The following is a 16,074-nucleotide window of genomic DNA, read 5'->3' on the forward strand; positions in this document are numbered from 1 at the left end:
TGACTGTCGTCACCAACACGATACGCTCCTTGTGCGCAACCGAGAGCGGACCGACCGACCACGCACGACGCGCCACGGATCACGCACCACGCACCATGTGCCATCAACCACGCGCCACAAGCCGCGAGTTGAGAGCCGCGAGCCCACCACGACAAGGGGGCGAACCTCCATGGACCCCGGCGACACCCTGGAGCCGACGACCTCGGCCCACCTCGACACCTTCGCCCGCGACCACCTCCCTCCGCCGGAACAGTGGCCCCGACTCCCTTTCGACCTGCCCGAGTTGAACTATCCGGACCGGCTCAACTGCGCGGCCGAACTCCTCGACGGCGGACATCCGCAGCGTCCCGTCTTCCGCACGCCCTCCGGCGACCTGTGGACGTACGGACAGCTCCTCACGCGCGTCGACCGCATCGCCCATGTGCTGACCACCGAGCTGGGCGTGGTACCCGGTAACCGGGTCATGCTGCGCGGGCCCACCACACCCTGGCTGGCCGCGTGCTGGCTCGCGGTCCTGAAGGCGGGCGCGATCGCCGTCACCGTGCTCGCCCAGCAGCGCCCGCACGAGCTGACCACGATGGGCACGATCGCCCGGGTGACCCACGCCCTGTGCGACATACGGTCGGTGGACGACCTGGCCGACGCGGACATCCCGGGGCTGCGGATCACGACGTACGGCGGTGACGCGCCAGACGACCTGCTGCTGCGGATCACGGGCGCGCCCGACGAGCCCTTCACGGCCGTGGACACGGCCGCCGACGACGTCGCGCTGATCGCGTTCACCTCGGGCACGACCGGCCGGCCCAAGGGCTGTGTGCACTTCCACCGCGACGTGCTGGCGACGGCGGACACCTTCTCCCGCCATGTGCTGAGGCCACGCGAGGACGACGTCTTCACCGGCAGTCCCCCGCTGGGATTCACCTTCGGGCTCGGCGGACTCGTCATCTTCCCGATGCGCGCGGGCGCCTGCTCCCTGCTCCTCGAACAGGCGGGTCCCAAGCAGTTGTTGCCCGCGATCGCGGATCACCGTGTCTCCGTGCTGTTCACCGCGCCGACCGCGTACCGGGCGATGCTGACGGAACTGGACGGACACGACACGACGTCGCTGCGGCGCTGTGTGTCGGCGGGTGAGAACCTGCCCGCCGCGACCTGGCAGGCCTGGCAGGCCCGTACCGGGCTGCGCATCATCAACGGCATCGGCGCCACCGAACTGCTGCACATCTTCATCTCCGCGGCCGACGAGCGGATCAGGCCCGGCACCACGGGGCTGCCCGTCCCCGGATGGCAGGCCCGCGTGGTCGGCGCCGACGGGAATCCGGTACCGGACGGCGAACCCGGCCTTCTCGCCGTACGCGGCCCGGTGGGCTGCCGCTATCTCGCCGACCCTCGGCAGCGGGAGTACGTGCGCGACGGCTGGAATCTCACGGGGGACACCTATGTCCGTGACGCCGACGGCTACTTCCGCTATGTCGCCCGCGCCGACGACATGATCGTCTCGGCCGGGTACAACATCGCGGGGCCGGAGGTCGAGGACGCGCTGCTGCGCCACCCGGACGTCGTCGAGACCGCGGTCGTGGGCCGCCCCGACGAGGCCCGCGGCCAGGTCGTGGTGGCGTACGCGGTGCTGCGGCCGGGCGCACCACGGGACCCGGAGGCGCTGCGGGTCTTCCTCAAGTCCGAGCTCGCGCCCTACAAGTGCCCCCGCGAGTTCGTCTTCCTGGACGTGCTGCCGCGCACGGCGACGGGGAAACTGCAGCGGTTCCGGCTGCGTACGACCGTCCCCGCGCAGGCGTCCCCCGGGGACGAGCCGTCCACCGGGGGCGAGGCGTCTACCGGGGGCGAGGCGTCCCCCGGAGGGGGGTTGCCCACCGGCGGCGCCAAGTGATCTTCGAGCACTAGAGTGATCAATGTGTCAGAGCAGCGCGCCCCCCGGTCCCTGATCGTCACGTTCTACGGCGCGTACGGCCGTTTCATGCCTGGCCCCGTGCCGGTGGCCGAGTTGATCCGGCTGCTCGCCGCGGTCGGCGTCGACGCGCCCTCCGTGCGCTCGTCGGTCTCCCGGCTCAAGCGCCGCGGACTGCTCGAGCCGGCCCGCACCTCGGCGGGCGCGGCGGGCTACGAGCTGTCGCCCGACGCGCGCCAGCTGCTCGACGACGGCGACCGGCGGGTGTACGCGACGGCGCCTCCCGAGGACGACGGCTGGGTGCTCGCCGTCTTCTCCGTGCCGGAGTCGGAGCGCCAGAAGCGGCACGTACTGCGCTCCCGGCTGGCCGGTCTCGGATTCGGGACGGCCGCACCCGGGGTGTGGCTCGCTCCGGCCCGGCTGTACGAGGAGACGCGGCACACCCTGGCGCGGCTGCGGCTCGACCCGTACGTGGAGCTGTTCCGTGGTGAGCACCTGGGCTTCGCGGCGACGGTGGACGCGGTCGCGCGCTGGTGGGACCTGAGTTCGATCGCCAAGGAGCACGAGGCGTTCCTCGACCGGCACGCGCCCGTGCTGCACACGTGGGAGCGGCGCACGGACACCCCTCCCGAGGAGGCGTACCGCGACTACCTGCTGGCCCTGGACACCTGGCGCCACCTCCCGTACGCCGACCCGGGGCTTCCCGTCGCGCTGCTGCCCCGGGACTGGCCCGGCGCCCGTTCGGCCGCCGTCTTCCGGGCCCTGCACGAGCGGTTGCGCGACGCCGGTGCGGACTTCACCGAGGTGCCCGCGTAGTTCAGGCGGGCGTCCCGGATGTTCCTCGCGACTGCCCTCAAGTCCCCAGTGAGAGACGGGGTTTGGGAGCGTCGATGCGGCCGGTCTGCGGCCGTCTGCTGCCCGCGCGGTAGGGCTTCGGCCAGGCGACGCCCGGACCCTCGTACCCCTGCTCGGCCGCCGCGTGCAATGTCCAGTGCGGGTCGTAGAGGTGCGGCCGGGCGAGTGCGCACAGGTCCGTCCGCCCCGCCAGGAGCAGCGAGTTGACGTCGTCCCAGGAGGAGATCGCGCCGACCGCGATCACCGGCAGACCGGTCTCGTGGCGGATCCGGTCGGCGTACGGCGTCTGGTACGAGCGTCCGTACTCGGGCCGCTCGTCCGCCACCACCTGGCCCGTCGACACGTCCACCGCGTCCGCGCCGTGCGCGGCGAAGGCCCGCGCGACGGCGACCGCGTCGTCCGCGGTGGTACCGCCCTCGGCCCAGTCGGTGGCGGAGATGCGGACGGTCATGGGACGTTCCTCCGGCCACACCGCCCGCACGGCGTCGAAGACCTCCAGCGGGAAGCGCAGTCTGCGCTCCAGCGTGCCGCCGTAGGCGTCGGTGCGCCGGTTGGTCAGTGGCGAGAGAAAGCCGGACAGCAGATAGCCGTGGGCGCAGTGCAGTTCCAGGAGGTCGAAGCCGCAGCGCGCGGCACGCCAGGCGGCCGCCGCGAACTGTTCCCGGATGTCGGTCAGTTGTGCGCGGGAGAGCTCGCGGGGGGACTGGCTGTCCGGTCCGTACGGGATCGGGGACGCTGCCACGAGGGGCCAGTTGCCCTCCTCCAGTGGCTCGTCGATGCCCTCCCACATCAGCTTCGTGGAGCCCTTGCGGCCTGCGTGGCCCAGCTGCACGCCGATGGCGGTGCCGGGTGCCTGGGCGCGCACGAAGCCGGTGATCCGCCGCCAGGACTCGGCCTGGCGGTGCGTGTAGAGCCCCGCGCAGCCGGGCGTGATACGGCCCTCGGCGCTCACGCACACCATCTCGGTCATCACCAGGCCGGCGCCGCCGAGCGCCCGCGCGCCCAGGTGCACGAGGTGGAAGTCGCCGGGTACGCCGTCCACGGCCGAGTACATGTCCATCGGGGAGACCACGACCCGGTTGCGCAGGGTCAGCCCGCGCAGCCGGAACGGGGTGAACATCGGGGGCGTGCCGGGCGGGCAGCCGAACTCGCGCTCGACCGCGGTCGTGAAGTGGGCGTCGCGCAGCCGCAGGTTGTCGTGGGTGACCCGGCGGCTGCGGGTGAGGAGGTTGAAGGCGAACTGGCGCGGCCGCTGGTCGACGTACCGTCCCACGTTCTCGAACCACTCCAGACTCGCGCGGGCCGCGCGCTGGGTGGACGCGACCACCGGGCGCCGCTCCTCCTCGTACGCGGCGAGCGCCTCGTCGATCGTGGACCGCTCCTGAAGACTGGCGGCGAGGGCGAGGGCGTCCTCGACGGCGAGCTTCGTGCCCGAGCCGATGGAGAAGTGGGCGGTGTGCGCGGCGTCACCCAGGAGCACCAGATTGCCGTGCGACCACCGGTCGTTGACCACCGTGCGGAAGGTGGTCCACGCGGACTTGTTGGACCGCAGCGGCCGTCCGCCCAGGGCGTCGGCGAAGATCTTGGCGCACCGCTCGACGGACTCCCGCGGATCGAGGTCCGCGAAACCGGCGGCCCGCCATACCTCCTCGCGCATCTCGACGATGACGGTGGAGGCGTCGGCCGCGTACGGGTAGGCGTGCAGCTGCATCACCCCGTGCTCGGTGCCGGCGACCTCGAAGCGGAAGGCGTCGAGGGCGAAGTCGGCGGCCAGCCAGATGTAGCGGCACCGGTGTTCCTCGACGGACGGCCCGAACACGTCCGCGTACGCCTCCCGCGTGGGACTGCGCACCCCGTCGGCGGCGACGACCAGGTCGTACGCCCTGGTCAGCTCGGCCGGCGCCGGGGCCTCGGCCCGGAAGCGCAGGTCGACGCCGAGCGAGCGGCACCGCTCGTGCAGGATCTCCAGCAGCCGGCGCCGGCCGAGCGCCGCGAAGCCGTGGCCCCCGGAGGTGTGGTGGACGCCCCGGTGCACGATGTCGATGTCGTCCCAGCGCACGAACTCGTCCTGGAGCGCCGCGTACACGACGGGGTCGGCGTGCTCGATGCCGCCGAGCGTCTCGTCGGACAGGACCACGCCGAAGCCGAAGGTGTCGTCGGGGGCGTTGCGCTCCCACACGGTGATCTCACGGCCCGGGTCGAGCCGTTTGAGGAGGGCGGCGGCGTACAGCCCGCCGGGACCGCCGCCGACGACGGCGACGCGCAGCGGCGCGCCGAGCCGCCCGGTCGCGGCCGGCGCGGGCAGTACGGCGCCCGCGCGCGACGGCACGGCGCCGGCCGGTTTGGGGGCGCCCGGATCGCGCGGGGTGACCACGGCTATCGCCCCCGCCACTTCGGCGCGCGCTTCTCGCTGAAGGCGGCGTGGAACTCGGCGTAGTCCTCGCCGTTCATCAGCAGGGCCTGCGTCGAGGCGTCCAGTTCGACGGAGGCGGCGAGCGGCATGTCCAGTTCGGCGGTGAGCAGCGCCTTCGTCTGGGCGTACGCGAGGGCCGGGCCGGCCGCCAGACGGTGGGCCAGCGTTCGCGCGGCCTCGTCGGCGTGCCCCTCCTCGGTCAGTTCGCTGATCAGGCCGATCCGCTCGGCCTCGGGCGCGCGCACGGGCTCGCCGAGCATCAGCAGCCGGGTCGCGTGGCCGAGCCCGACGACGCGGGGCAGCAGATAGGCGGCGCCCATGTCGCCGCCGGAGAGTCCGACGCGGGTGAAGAGGAAGGCGAAGCGGGCGCTGGGGTCGGCCACCCGGAAGTCGGCGGCCAGCGCGAGCACGGCTCCGGCGCCCGCGGCCACGCCGTGCACCGCCGCGATCACCGGGAAGGGGCACTCCCGTACGGCGCGCACGACCTGTCCGGTCATCCGGTTGAAGTCGAGGAGCTGCGCGGTGTCCATGGAGAGCGTGGCGCCGATGATCTCGTCGACGTCGCCCCCCGAACAGAAGCCGCGGCCCTCGCCGGCCAGCACCAGGGCACGGACCGACCGTTCCCGGGAGAGCTCGGCGAGCAGGTCGCGCAGGTCGGCGTAGGCGCCGAAGGTGAGGGCGTTGAGTTTCTCGGGCCGGGCCAGGGTGACCGTGGCGACCCCGTCGGCGACCTCGCACCTCAGGTGCCGCCAGTCGGAGGTGCGGGCGGCTGAGCCGGTGAAGGGACTCATGACGGACGGCCTCCTCGGGCGGGGCGGCGGTCTGCGCGACGGGACCGCTCGTGCTCCCTCACGAAGTTATCACCAGTCTGTGACTGTCGTCACGAGTACGCGATAACCCTGGCGTGAAGCGACCGTCGCCCACCGCCCCCGCCCCTCGTCCGTCATCGAGTAACGGGACCTCGACAGGCCCGTAACGACAGGGGCGCCGCACGGGAGACGAGCCGCCCGCGTGGGTACGCACCCTCGTAATCGGCCGAACGTCCCGGGAGCACCCTGCCGAACGTCCCGCGAAGCGCCCGCCGGGCGCCTCTGCCGGGCCGCGCCGTACCCTTCCTAAAGTTGAAAGCAGGACAGCCTGCTCCATGAACGGACCCACCGTGCACGACACCCCCGCTCCCGCCTCCTGGCGCATCGCGCTGCCGCACACCGCCGCGGCCGTGCCGGTGGCGCGCGCCCTGGTCCGCACCGCGATGGCCGAGCTGGAGCACTCGGCCGACAGCGACACCGCGGAGCTGCTCACCGCGGAGCTGGTGGCCAACGCCGTGGAACACACCGCCGGGAACGGTCCCATAGAGCTGGTCGTGGAACTGATGGCGACCGGCTGCCAGGTCGAGGTGCACGATCCCGACCCGGCGCCGCCGGGCAATCTGACCGCCCCCGGACCGGTCGAGACACCCGACCCCTGGCAGGAGCACGGGCGCGGCCTCCTGCTGATCCGGACCCTCAGCTCCTCCTGCGGTCACCGCCCGACCGACGCAGGCAAGGCGGTCTGGTTCAGGCTTCCCGTGGTGCCGGATCAGCGGCGGCGGCCGGCGTGACCCCGGCCGGGCGCGCGAGCAGCGAGCGACGGCACCCGTAGAGGACGTACACGAGGACGCGCTCGGGCGGGGCCGAGCGCCCGGAGAGAGTCGCGTGGCGGCCGCGGAAGGGGTGGCTCTCCGGACCGCCGGTCAGGACATGGACTGCGGCGACGCCGGTCGGGCCAGGGTCGCGACCAGGACCGCCTTGATGGTGTGCAGCCGGTTCTCCGCCTCGTCGAAGACGACCGAGTGGGGCGACTCGAACACCTCGTCGGTCACTTCGAGCGAGTCGAGACCGTGGGTGGCGTGGATCTCGCGGCCGACCTTGGTGCCGAGGTCGTGGAAGGCCGGCAGACAGTGCAGGAACCGCACGTCCGGGTTGCCGGTGGCGCGCAGCACGTCCATGGTCACGGCGTACGGGGACAGGGCGCCGATGCGCTCGTCCCACACCTCCTTGGGCTCACCCATGGACACCCAGACATCGGTGGCGACGAAGTCGGCGCCCCGGACGCCCTCGCCCACGTCCTCGGTGAGGGTGACCCGGCCGCCGTTGGCCCCGGCGAGTTCGCGGGCCCGCGCGATGATCTCGTCGGCGGGCCAGTAGGCCCGCGGGGCGACGATACGGACGTCCATGCCGAGGAGCGCGCCGGTGACCAGGTAGGAGTTGCCCATGTTGAAACGGGCGTCACCGAGATAGGCGAAGGCGATCCCGTCCAGGGGTTTGGCGCAGTGCTCGGTCATCGTGAGCACGTCCGCGAGCATCTGGGTGGGGTGCCAGTCGTCGGTCAGGCCGTTGTAGACGGGCACGCCGGCGTACGCGGCCAGTTCCTCGACCGAGGCCTGGCTGTCGCCCCGGTACTCGATCGCGTCGAACATCCTGCCGAGGACGCGCGCGGTGTCCTTCACGGACTCCTTGTGGCCCATCTGCGAGCCGGAGGGGTCCAGATACGTCGTCGAGGCACCCTGGTCCGCGGCGGCGACCTCGAAGGCGCAGCGGGTACGGGTCGAGGTCTTCTCGAAGATCAGCGCGATGTTCCTGCCGCGCAGGTACGGGGTCTCGGTCCCGGCCTTCTTGGCCGCCTTCAGCTCGGCGGCCAGCTCGATCAGACCGCGGAACTCCTCTCCCGTGAAGTCCAGCTCCTTGAGGAAGTGGCGGCCGGCGAGGGCGGGCGGAACTGTCGCCATGGGGGCGCTCCTGGGGGCTGGGGGACGGAAGGGGTCACACGGACGGGGACTTTTGGAATTCTATACGATGTTCAACATTTCTATACGGAGCGGGTGTGGTCTGCACGCCCTGGGCGACGATGCCGACGGAGCCGCCCGGCGCGGGCCGGGACCACCTGCCACCTGCACGCGGCGAAGCCGGACCCGGCCGTCCGCGGTCCCGGCGGTGGGCCCGGAGGTCACCTCGGGCGCGCCGGCGACGCGGGGGACCGACGCGGGCGGAGACCGCTCCGGTACGTGAGCGGTGAGCGGTACCGGAGCCTATACGGGTGCCCGTTCGACCGGGCAGCTCATACAACGGGGGCCACCCCGGCCGCGGCCGAGCTCACTGCCCGGGATCTCTATGACCTCGATGCCCTGCTTGCGCAGATGCGTGTTGGTGGTCGCGTTCCGCTCGTAGGCGACCACGACACCCGGCTCGACGGCGAGGACGTTGCACCCGTCGTCCCACTGTTCGCGCTCCGCCGCGTGCACGTCCTGCGTGGCGGTCAGGACGCGGATCTCGGTGAGTCCGAGCGCCGCGGCGATCGCGCGGTGCATGTGCTCCGGAGGATGGTCGGTGACCTTCAGTTCCTTCTCCCCCACGCCCGGCTCGATGGTGTACGAGCGCAGCATGCCGAGCCCCGCGTACTGGGTGAAGGTGTCGCCGTCCACCATCGTCATCACGGTGTCGAGGTGCATGAAGGCCCGCCGCTTGGGCATGTCGAGCGCCACGATGGTGCGGGCCGAGCCGGCGGCGAACAGCTTGTGCGCGAGCATCTCGACGGCCTGGGGAGTGGTCCGCTCGCTCATACCGATGAGGACCGCGCCGTTGCCGATGACCAGGACGTCACCGCCCTCGATGGTCGACGGGTAGTCCGCCTGGCCCTCCGACCAGAGGTGGAAGGACTCGTCCCGGAAGAGCGGGTGATGCCGGTAGATCGCCTCGAAGTGCACGGTCTCGCGCTGCCGGGCCGGCCACCGCATGGCGTTGATGGAGACCCCGTCGTAGATCCAGGCGGAGGTGTCCCGGGTGAAGAGGTGGTTCGGCAGCGGACCGAGCAGGAAGTCGTCGAGGTCCATGACATGGAAGCGCACGGACGTGGGCTCCGGATGAACGTCCAGGAACTCCCGCTTGGTCATGCCGCCGACGAGCGCGGCGGCCAACTCGTCGGCGGGCAGCGTCTCGAAGGAGGCCCGCAGGTGATCGGTCGCGAGCGGTCCGTACTCCTTCTCGTCGAAAACCCGGTCCAGGACGAGCGATCTGGCGGCCGGGATCTCCAGCGCCTCGGCGAGCAGGTCGCCGAAGAGGTGGACGGTGACCCCCCGGTCGCGCAGCACGTCCGCGAACCCGTCGTGCTCCGCACGGGCCCGGCGCACCCACAGCACGTCGTCGAAGAGCAGCGCGTCCTTGTTGCTGGGGGTGAGCCTTTTGAGCTCCAGATCAGGCCTGTGCAAGATGACGCGGCGCAGCCGCCCGGCCTCGGAGTCGACATGGAATCCCATGTCTCCATCCTGACCATCCGGACGCCCGTTCACCCGCGGATCGGGCCGACCCGGACCACTTGATTTCGTCCTCTTGACGATAACCGGAACCCCGATTATCGTCTCACTGACGACAACAAGGAACGAAGGGCCGCCGGGACCGCCCGGCGGCAAGGGGGTACCCATGGCCGACATCACCCGGCGTCTCGGCTGGCGCCATCTGCGCGGCGCGCCGACCGCCCACGTCCGCCACCACCGGTCGGGCGGGCTCGTGCACGACGGCCCCGGGCTCAGCTTCTGGTACCGCTCCCTGACCGCCGCGCTCTCCGAAGTGCCGGTGGACGACCGCGAGTTGGCGATGACCTTCCACGCCCGTACCTCCGACTTCCAGGACGTCGCCGTGCAGGCAACCGTCACCTACCGCATCAGCGACCCGGGGGTCGCGTCAGCGCGCCTGGACTTCTCCATCGATCCCGACACGGGCGCCTGGCGCGGCACCCCCCTCGAACAGCTGGGGACGCTGCTGACCGAGACGGCCCAGCAGCACGCTCTGGACGTACTCGCCCGTACGCCCCTGGCGGCGGCCCTGGTCGACGGCGTCGCCTCGGTGCGCGAACGGATCGCGGGCGGCCTGGCCGCCGAACCCCGGCTTCCGTCCACGGGGATCGAGGTCGTGGCCGTACGTGTCGTGGCGCTGCGCCCCGAGCCCGAGGTGGAGCGGGCCCTGCGCACCCCCGCCCGCGAGCAGATCCAGCAGGAGGCCGACCGGGCGACGTACGAACGGCGGGCCGTCGCGGTCGAGCGGGAGCGGGCGATCGCCGAGAACGAGCTCGCGAGTCAGATCGAACTCGCCCGGCGCGAGGAGCAGTTGGTCGACCAGCGCGGAACGAACGCGCGGCGCGAGGCGGAGGAGCACGCGGCGGCGGACGCGGTGCGGGCCGGAGCGGAGGCCGCGCGGACGGTCCGCCTGGCGGACGCCGAGGGTACCCGCGTGGTACGGCTGGCCCAGGCCGAGGCGCAGGCGGCGCGCGAGGTCGGCGAGGCGCGGGCCGTGGCCCAGGCCGCCTGGCTGCGGGTCCACTCGGACGTGGACGTGGCCACGCTGCACGCCCTGACGGGCACACGGCTCGCCGAGAACCTGCCGCGCATCGACAGCGTCACCGTGTCGCCCGACGTCCTGACCGGTCTGCTGTCCCGGCTCGGCGGGACCCCCGGAGAGCCGGCGTGAGCCTCGCCCCACGGGTCGTGCTCGTCCATCGCACCACGGAGTACGAGGAGTTGGTGGCCCGGCACGGGACGCACGGGCAGGCGGCGTTCTTCCTCACCTCCCGCGGCCGGGACATCGAGGAGGTCGCGGAGCGGAGCCGCCGCAACCGGCGGGCGCTGGCGGAGGTGACCGCCGCGGTGTCACTGACGTGGCGTCAGGCCAGGGTCGAGCGGGGCGATCTGGACCGGTTCCTGTTCGGTCCCGAGGACGTCGTGGTCGTGGTGGGGCAGGACGGGCTGGTGGCCAATGTCGCCAAGTACCTGTCCGGGCAGCCGGTGATCGGGATCGACACCGATCCCGGGCGCAATCCGGGCGTGCTGGTGCGGCATCGGCCCCGGGACACGGGCACCCTGCTCGCGTCGGCGCGCGGGGGTCCGGCCGACGAGCTGACCATGGTCGAGGCGGTCGCGGACGACACGCAGCGGCTGCTGGCGCTCAACGAGATCTATCTGGGAGCCGCGGGCCATCAGACGGCCCGCTATCGGCTGGGGCTCGACGAGTACGGGGGTGCCGTCGAGCCCCAGGCCTCGTCCGGGGTGCTGGTGGGCACCGGGACGGGGGCGAGCGGGTGGCTCCGCTCGGTGTGGCAGGGGCGGGGCGGCGAGTTGCCGCTGCCCCGCCCCACGGACGAACGGCTGATCTGGTTCGTCCGCGAGGCCTGGCCGTCGCCGGTCACCGGTACGTCGCTCGTGGCCGGCGAGCTCGGGGGGTCCGGGCGGTTGTCGCTCACCGTCGAGTCCGATCGGCTGATCGCGTTCGGGGACGGGATGGAGGGCGACGCGGTGGAGCTGGTGTGGGGGCAGACGGTGCGGGTGGGGGTTGCGGGGGTCAGGCTGCGGCTGCTGACCTGAGCGTCCTCGCCCCGCCGCCCCTACCCATCCCGAAGGCTCGTCCTCACACGCCGGACGGACTGAAAGTCCGCGGCCCAGGCCCGCACCATCGGCCCGTCCGGCGTGTGAGGACAAGGCCCTTGAGGCCGATACCGGGGTCTGGGTGCGGAGCCCCCGGGTGAAGGATGGGTCGGGTAGGGGCAAGCAGGGCGAGGAATCGGCTACAGACGTGGGTCCACCGGTTCGGACTCCAGCGCCAGTACACCGAACACAGCCTCATGCACCCGCCACAGTGGCTCCCCCTCCGCCAGCCGCTCCAACCCCTCCAGCCCCAGCGCGTACTCCCGGATCGCCAACGACCGCTTGTGGTTGAGGAACCGCCCCCGCAGCCGCGCCAGATTCTCCGGCCGGGTGTACTCCGGTCCGTAGATGATCCGCAGGTACTCCCGCCCCCGGCACTTGATACCGGGCTGCACCAACCGGCCCTGTCCGCCCCGGACGACCGCCTCGACGGGCTTGACGACCATGCCCTCGCCGCCGCGCCCGGTCATCTCCAGCCACCAGTCGACACCGGCCCGCACGGACTCCGCGTCCCCGGTCTCGACGAACAACCGCCGGGTCGTCCGGAGCAGCCCGCTCCCGTCGTGCTCGACGAGCCGGTCGATCAGCGCGAGCTGCTCGTCGTGCGGGAGCGCGGCCAGGCTGCGCCCCTGCGCCGCCAGGATCTGGAACGGCGCGAGCCGCACCCCTTCCAGGCCGTCCGTCGTCCAGCAGTACCGCCGGTAGGCGTCGGTGAACGCCGCCGCGTCGGCAGCCCGTTCCCGCTGCCGGCCCAGCAGGTCCCGCACGTCGACACCCCGCGCCGCCGCCCCTTCGAGCGCGGCCAGCGCCCCCGGGAACACCGCCCCGGACGCGGCGCCGACAGCCGCGTACTGCGTCCGCAGCAGTCCGGACGCCTTGAGCGACCACGGCATCAGCTCGGCGTCGAGCAACAGCCAGTCCGTCCCCAGTTCCTCCCACAGACCCGCGGCCCCCGCCGCGTCCCGCAGCCGCCCGAGGATCTCCTCGGTGACCCCGGCGTCGGCGAAGAAGGGCCTGCCGGTACGGGTGTACAGCGACCCGGTGGGCCCGCCGGCCACCCCGAACCGCTCGCGTGCCACCCCGGCGTCCCGGCAGACCAGCGCCACCGCCCGGGAACCCATGTGCTTCTCCTCGCACACGACCCGGGCGACCCCGTCCTCCCGGTACTGGGCGAAGGCCTCCGCCGGGTGCTCCAGATACCCGTCCACCCGGGACGTCGCGGTCGGTGCCATCGTCGGCGGGAGGTACGGCAGCAGCCGCGGGTCGACCGCGAAACGGCTCATGACCTCCAGGGCCGCCGCCGCGTTCTCCTCGCGCACCGCGACCCGCCCGGCGTACCGCGTCTCGACGGCCCGCCGGCCGTGCACGTCCGCGAGGTCGAGCGGACGCCCCTCGTGTCCGCCGGGCGCCTCGGAGGCCAGCGGCTTCGCCGGCTCGTACCAGACCCGCTCGGCGGGTACGTCGACGAGCTCGCGCTCCGGCCAGCGCAGCGCGGTGAGCTTGCCGCCGAAGACGGCGCCGGTGTCGACGCAGAGGGTGTTGTTCAGCCAGGTCGCCTGCGGCACCGGGGTGTGGCCGTAGACGACCGCCGCACGGCCCCGGTAGTCCTCCGCCCACGGGTACCGCACCGGCAGGCCGAACTCGTCCGTCTCCCCGGTCGTGTCGCCGTACAGCGCGTGCGCACGCACCCGGCCCGACGTACGGCCGTGGTACCGCTCGGGCAGTCCGGCGTGGCAGACGACGAGCCGTCCGCCGTCCAGGACGTAGTGACTGACCAGACCGTCGACGAACCCCTTCACCTGTGCCCGGAACTCCTCGCTCTCCCCCGCCAGCTGCGCGACGGTCTCGGCGAGTCCGTGGGTGTGCTGGACCTTGCGGCCCCCGAGGTGACGGCCGAGCTTGTTCTCGTGGTTGCCGGGCACGCACAGGGCGTTGCCGGACGCGACCATCGACATCACACGGCGCAGCACGCCGGGCGTGTCCGGTCCCCGGTCGACGAGGTCGCCGACGAAGACGGCCGTACGGCCCCCCGGGTGCGCACCGTCGACATAACCCAGCTTGCCGAGCAGGGTTTCCAGTTCCGAGGCACAGCCATGGATGTCGCCCACGATGTCGAAGGGACCGGTCAGATGGGTCAGGTCGTTGAAGCGCCGCTCGGTGCGGATCTCGGCGGCCTCGATCTCCGCCTCGCCGCGCAGCACGTGCACCTTCCGGAAGCCCTCGCGCTCCAGGCTCCGCAGGGAGCGACGGAGTTCACGGATGTGCCGCTGGATGACACGGCGTGGCATGTCGGCCCGGTCGGTCCGGGACGCGTTGCGTCCGGCGCACACCTCCTCGGGTACGTCGAGGACGATCGCGATGGGCAGCACGTCGTGCTTCCTGGCGGTCTCGATCAGCTGACGGCGGCTCTCCTGCTGGACGTTCGTCGCGTCCACCACCGTGCGCCGGCCCGCCGCGAGCCGCTTGCCCGCGATGTAGTGGAGGACGTCGAAGGCGTCGCCGCTGGCGCTCTGGTCGTTCTCGTCGTCGGCGACGAGACCCCGGCAGAAGTCGCTGGAGATGACCTCGGTCGGCTTGAAGTGCCTGCGGGCGAAGGTCGACTTACCCGATCCGGACGCGCCGATCAGGACGACCAGGGAGAGGTCGGTGACGGGCAGGACCCGCCCCCGGGTGGTGTCTTCGCTGCTCATGCGGCCTTCTCCTCCTTCGTGTCCTGGGTGGTTGTGTTCAGGGAGAACTCGGCCATCTGGGTCGGCGGCCCCACCTCGGGGTCGTCGGGGCCCACGGGCGTGAACTCCACCTCGTAGCCGTGGCGTTCGGCCACTCCGCGCGCCCAGCTCCGGAACTCCTCGCGGGTCCACTCGAAGCGGTGGTCGCCGTGCCGGGCATGTCCGGCCGGGAGGGTCTCCCAGCGGACGTTGTACTCGACGTTCGGGGTGGTCACCAGGACGGTCCTGGGGCGCGCGGAGCCGAACACCGCGTACTCCAGGGCGGGCAGCCGGGGCAGGTCGACGTGTTCGACGACCTCGCTGAGCACGGCGGCGTCGTACCCCTTGAGCCGCTTGTCGGTATAGGCGAGCGAGCCCTGCAGAAGCTGTACGCGCGCCGCCTGCCGCTCGCCCATCCGGTCCAGCTTGAGCCGGCGCGCGGCGATGGTGAGCGCGCGCATCGACACGTCCACCCCGACGATCTCGGTGAACCGCGTGTCCTTGAGCAGCGCCTGCACCAACTGCCCCTGGCCGCAGCCGAGATCGAGGACCCGAGCGGCGCCACGGGCGTGCAGCGCGGCGAGGACTGCGTCCCGCCGCCGCACGGCGAGCGGCACCGGCCTCTCCTCGGTGTCGGTCTCCTCGTCGACCGCGTTGTCGATGTCCTCGACCTCGGTGTCGTCGGTCTCGGCGAGCCGGACGAGCTCCAGCCGCTCCATCGCCTCACGCGTCAGGGACCAGCGCCGGGAGAGGTACCGGCTGGTGATCAGCTTCTGCTCGGGGTGGTCCGGCAGCCAGCCCTCGCCCGCCCGCAGCAGCTTGTCGACCTCGTCGGACGACACCCAGTAGTGCTTGGCGTCGTCGAGCACGGGGAGCAGGACATAGAGGTGACGCAGTGCCTCGGCGAGCGTCAGCCGGGCCGACTCGAGGACGAGACCGACGTACCGCGACGCACCCCACTCGGGGAACCGGGCGTCCAGCGCCACGGCCTCGACACCCACGGTCCAGCCGAGCGGCTCGAACAGCTGGCGTACGAGGTCGGCGCCGCCTCGCGCGGGAAGCGCGGGCACCTCGATCCGCAGGGGCAGCGCGCGAGCGGGGAGATCCGGCTTCGCGGCGCACCGCCCCTTCATCGCGCTGGAGAACACCGCGCTCAGCGCCACGGCGAGCAGGGACGAGGCCGCGTACGGCCGGTCGTTGACGTACTGGGCGAGCGCGGCGTCGGGTGCGCCTCCGCGGCCCTTGCCCTTGCCGCGCCGGACCAGCGCCACCGCGTCGACCTCCAGCAACAGCGCGGCCGTGCACCGCTCGGCGGACGCCTCGGGGTAGAGGACGTGGGCCGTGCCGTAGGAGGTCGAGAACACCTGCGCCTTGTCGGGGTGCTTGTGCAGCAGGAATCCGAGGTCGGTCGCGGGGCGTTCCGGGTCGCCGGTGGTGCTGATCGTCAGAAACACTGTGGTCTTCCTCGAAACGTCATCTGAGCCGCGGACTTTCCGTACGGACCTGACCGCGCACTCCGGGAACACGTCCTGCGGGAACGCGTGCTCCGAGCACGTGTGCTCCGGGTGTCCGGCGCCGGTCGACGGTGAACCGCGACAGGGGAAGAGCGCGCCATGCCGTGCCCTCGGCGCGCCTGCCCAACCTACAGCGAACGCCTCGGGCGGAGCCGGGAATTTTCCCTGGTGACGGCCCACGCCGGACTACCCGGGACACGGGGTGGCCGACGGTCACGGCACCCTGTGTCCGG

Annotated in this window: 11 protein-coding genes; 5 read left to right on the forward strand and 6 right to left on the reverse strand. The window is 72.3% G+C overall.

Annotated elements, in window-relative coordinates:
- Positions 1-169 precede the first annotated feature (169 nt).
- Both ABZV34_RS26565 and ABZV34_RS26570 read left to right on the forward strand, forming a co-directional pair.
- Positions 170-1,885: an AMP-binding protein gene (locus ABZV34_RS26565; protein WP_356281504.1), complete on the forward strand. Its 1,716-nt coding sequence runs from the start codon at positions 170-172 to the stop codon at positions 1,883-1,885.
- 15 nt (positions 1,886-1,900) lie between these two features.
- Positions 1,901-2,719: a PaaX family transcriptional regulator C-terminal domain-containing protein gene (locus ABZV34_RS26570; protein ID WP_356281507.1), complete on the forward strand. Its 819-nt coding sequence runs from the start codon at positions 1,901-1,903 to the stop codon at positions 2,717-2,719.
- A gap of 37 nt (positions 2,720-2,756) precedes the next feature.
- Here ABZV34_RS26570 and ABZV34_RS26575 read toward each other — a convergent pair whose 3' ends face one another.
- A complete protein-coding gene (locus tag ABZV34_RS26575) occupies positions 2,757-5,024 on the reverse strand; it encodes a bifunctional salicylyl-CoA 5-hydroxylase/oxidoreductase (protein WP_356281601.1) in 2,268 nt (755 codons plus the stop codon).
- 110 nt (positions 5,025-5,134) lie between these two features.
- Positions 5,135-5,962: an enoyl-CoA hydratase family protein gene (locus tag ABZV34_RS26580; protein WP_356281510.1), complete on the reverse strand. Its 828-nt coding sequence runs from the start codon at positions 5,960-5,962 to the stop codon at positions 5,135-5,137.
- Positions 5,963-6,315: 353 nt separating this feature from the next.
- Between ABZV34_RS26580 and ABZV34_RS26585 the strand changes: the two genes are divergently transcribed.
- Positions 6,316-6,771, forward strand: a complete 456-nt coding sequence (locus ABZV34_RS26585; RefSeq protein WP_356281513.1) for an ATP-binding protein — start codon at positions 6,316-6,318, stop codon at positions 6,769-6,771.
- Between the two features lie 132 nt (positions 6,772-6,903).
- Here ABZV34_RS26585 and argF read toward each other — a convergent pair whose 3' ends face one another.
- Positions 6,904-7,938 (reverse strand): ornithine carbamoyltransferase, encoded by a 1,035-nt coding sequence (gene argF, locus ABZV34_RS26590; protein ID WP_356281516.1) that lies wholly within the window; start codon positions 7,936-7,938, stop codon positions 6,904-6,906.
- A 300-nt stretch (positions 7,939-8,238) separates the two neighbouring features.
- Positions 8,239-9,462, reverse strand: a complete 1,224-nt coding sequence (locus tag ABZV34_RS26595) for an arginine deiminase (protein ID WP_356281519.1) — start codon at positions 9,460-9,462, stop codon at positions 8,239-8,241.
- Between the two features lie 163 nt (positions 9,463-9,625).
- Here ABZV34_RS26595 and ABZV34_RS26600 point away from each other — a divergent pair, with 163 nt between their 5' ends.
- Complete coding sequence (locus ABZV34_RS26600) at positions 9,626-10,669, forward strand: SPFH domain-containing protein (RefSeq protein ID WP_356281522.1); 1,044 nt, start codon at positions 9,626-9,628, stop codon at positions 10,667-10,669.
- Positions 10,666-11,559 (forward strand): hypothetical protein, encoded by an 894-nt coding sequence (locus ABZV34_RS26605; protein ID WP_356281524.1) that lies wholly within the window; start codon positions 10,666-10,668, stop codon positions 11,557-11,559. Before ABZV34_RS26600 ends, ABZV34_RS26605 begins: the two co-directional genes overlap by 4 nt.
- Before the next feature lie 200 nt (positions 11,560-11,759).
- On the opposite strand, the gene ABZV34_RS26610 is transcribed toward ABZV34_RS26605, so the two are convergent.
- Both ABZV34_RS26610 and ABZV34_RS26615 read right to left on the reverse strand, forming a co-directional pair.
- Entirely contained in the window at positions 11,760-14,309 is a 2,550-nt protein-coding gene (locus tag ABZV34_RS26610) for a polynucleotide kinase-phosphatase (RefSeq protein ID WP_356281526.1), read from the reverse strand.
- Entirely contained in the window at positions 14,306-15,781 is a 1,476-nt protein-coding gene (locus ABZV34_RS26615; RefSeq protein WP_356281529.1) for a 3' terminal RNA ribose 2'-O-methyltransferase Hen1, read from the reverse strand. The genes ABZV34_RS26610 and ABZV34_RS26615 overlap by 4 nt, the downstream gene beginning before the upstream one ends.
- Between the last annotated feature and the right edge of the window lie 293 nt (positions 15,782-16,074).

The organism is Streptomyces sp. NPDC005195, from assembly GCF_040608315.1.
In the GTDB taxonomy this organism is placed as follows: Bacteria; Actinomycetota; Actinomycetes; order Streptomycetales; family Streptomycetaceae; genus Streptomyces; species Streptomyces kaempferi.

Bases quoted from the DNA above. Each gene is read 5' to 3' on its own strand.
- ABZV34_RS26580 (WP_356281510.1), bottom strand. From the start codon at position 5,962: ATGAGTCCCTTCACCGGCTCAGCCGCCCGCACCTCCGACTGGCGGCAC.
- ABZV34_RS26600 (WP_356281522.1), top strand. From the start codon at position 9,626: ATGGCCGACATCACCCGGCGTCTCGGCTGGCGCCATCTGCGCGGCGCG.
- ABZV34_RS26585 (WP_356281513.1), top strand. From the start codon at position 6,316: ATGAACGGACCCACCGTGCACGACACCCCCGCTCCCGCCTCCTGGCGC.
- ABZV34_RS26595 (WP_356281519.1), bottom strand. From the start codon at position 9,462: ATGGGATTCCATGTCGACTCCGAGGCCGGGCGGCTGCGCCGCGTCATC.
- ABZV34_RS26610 (WP_356281526.1), bottom strand. From the start codon at position 14,309: ATGAGCAGCGAAGACACCACCCGGGGGCGGGTCCTGCCCGTCACCGAC.
- ABZV34_RS26565 (WP_356281504.1), top strand. From the start codon at position 170: ATGGACCCCGGCGACACCCTGGAGCCGACGACCTCGGCCCACCTCGAC.
- argF (WP_356281516.1), bottom strand. From the start codon at position 7,938: ATGGCGACAGTTCCGCCCGCCCTCGCCGGCCGCCACTTCCTCAAGGAG.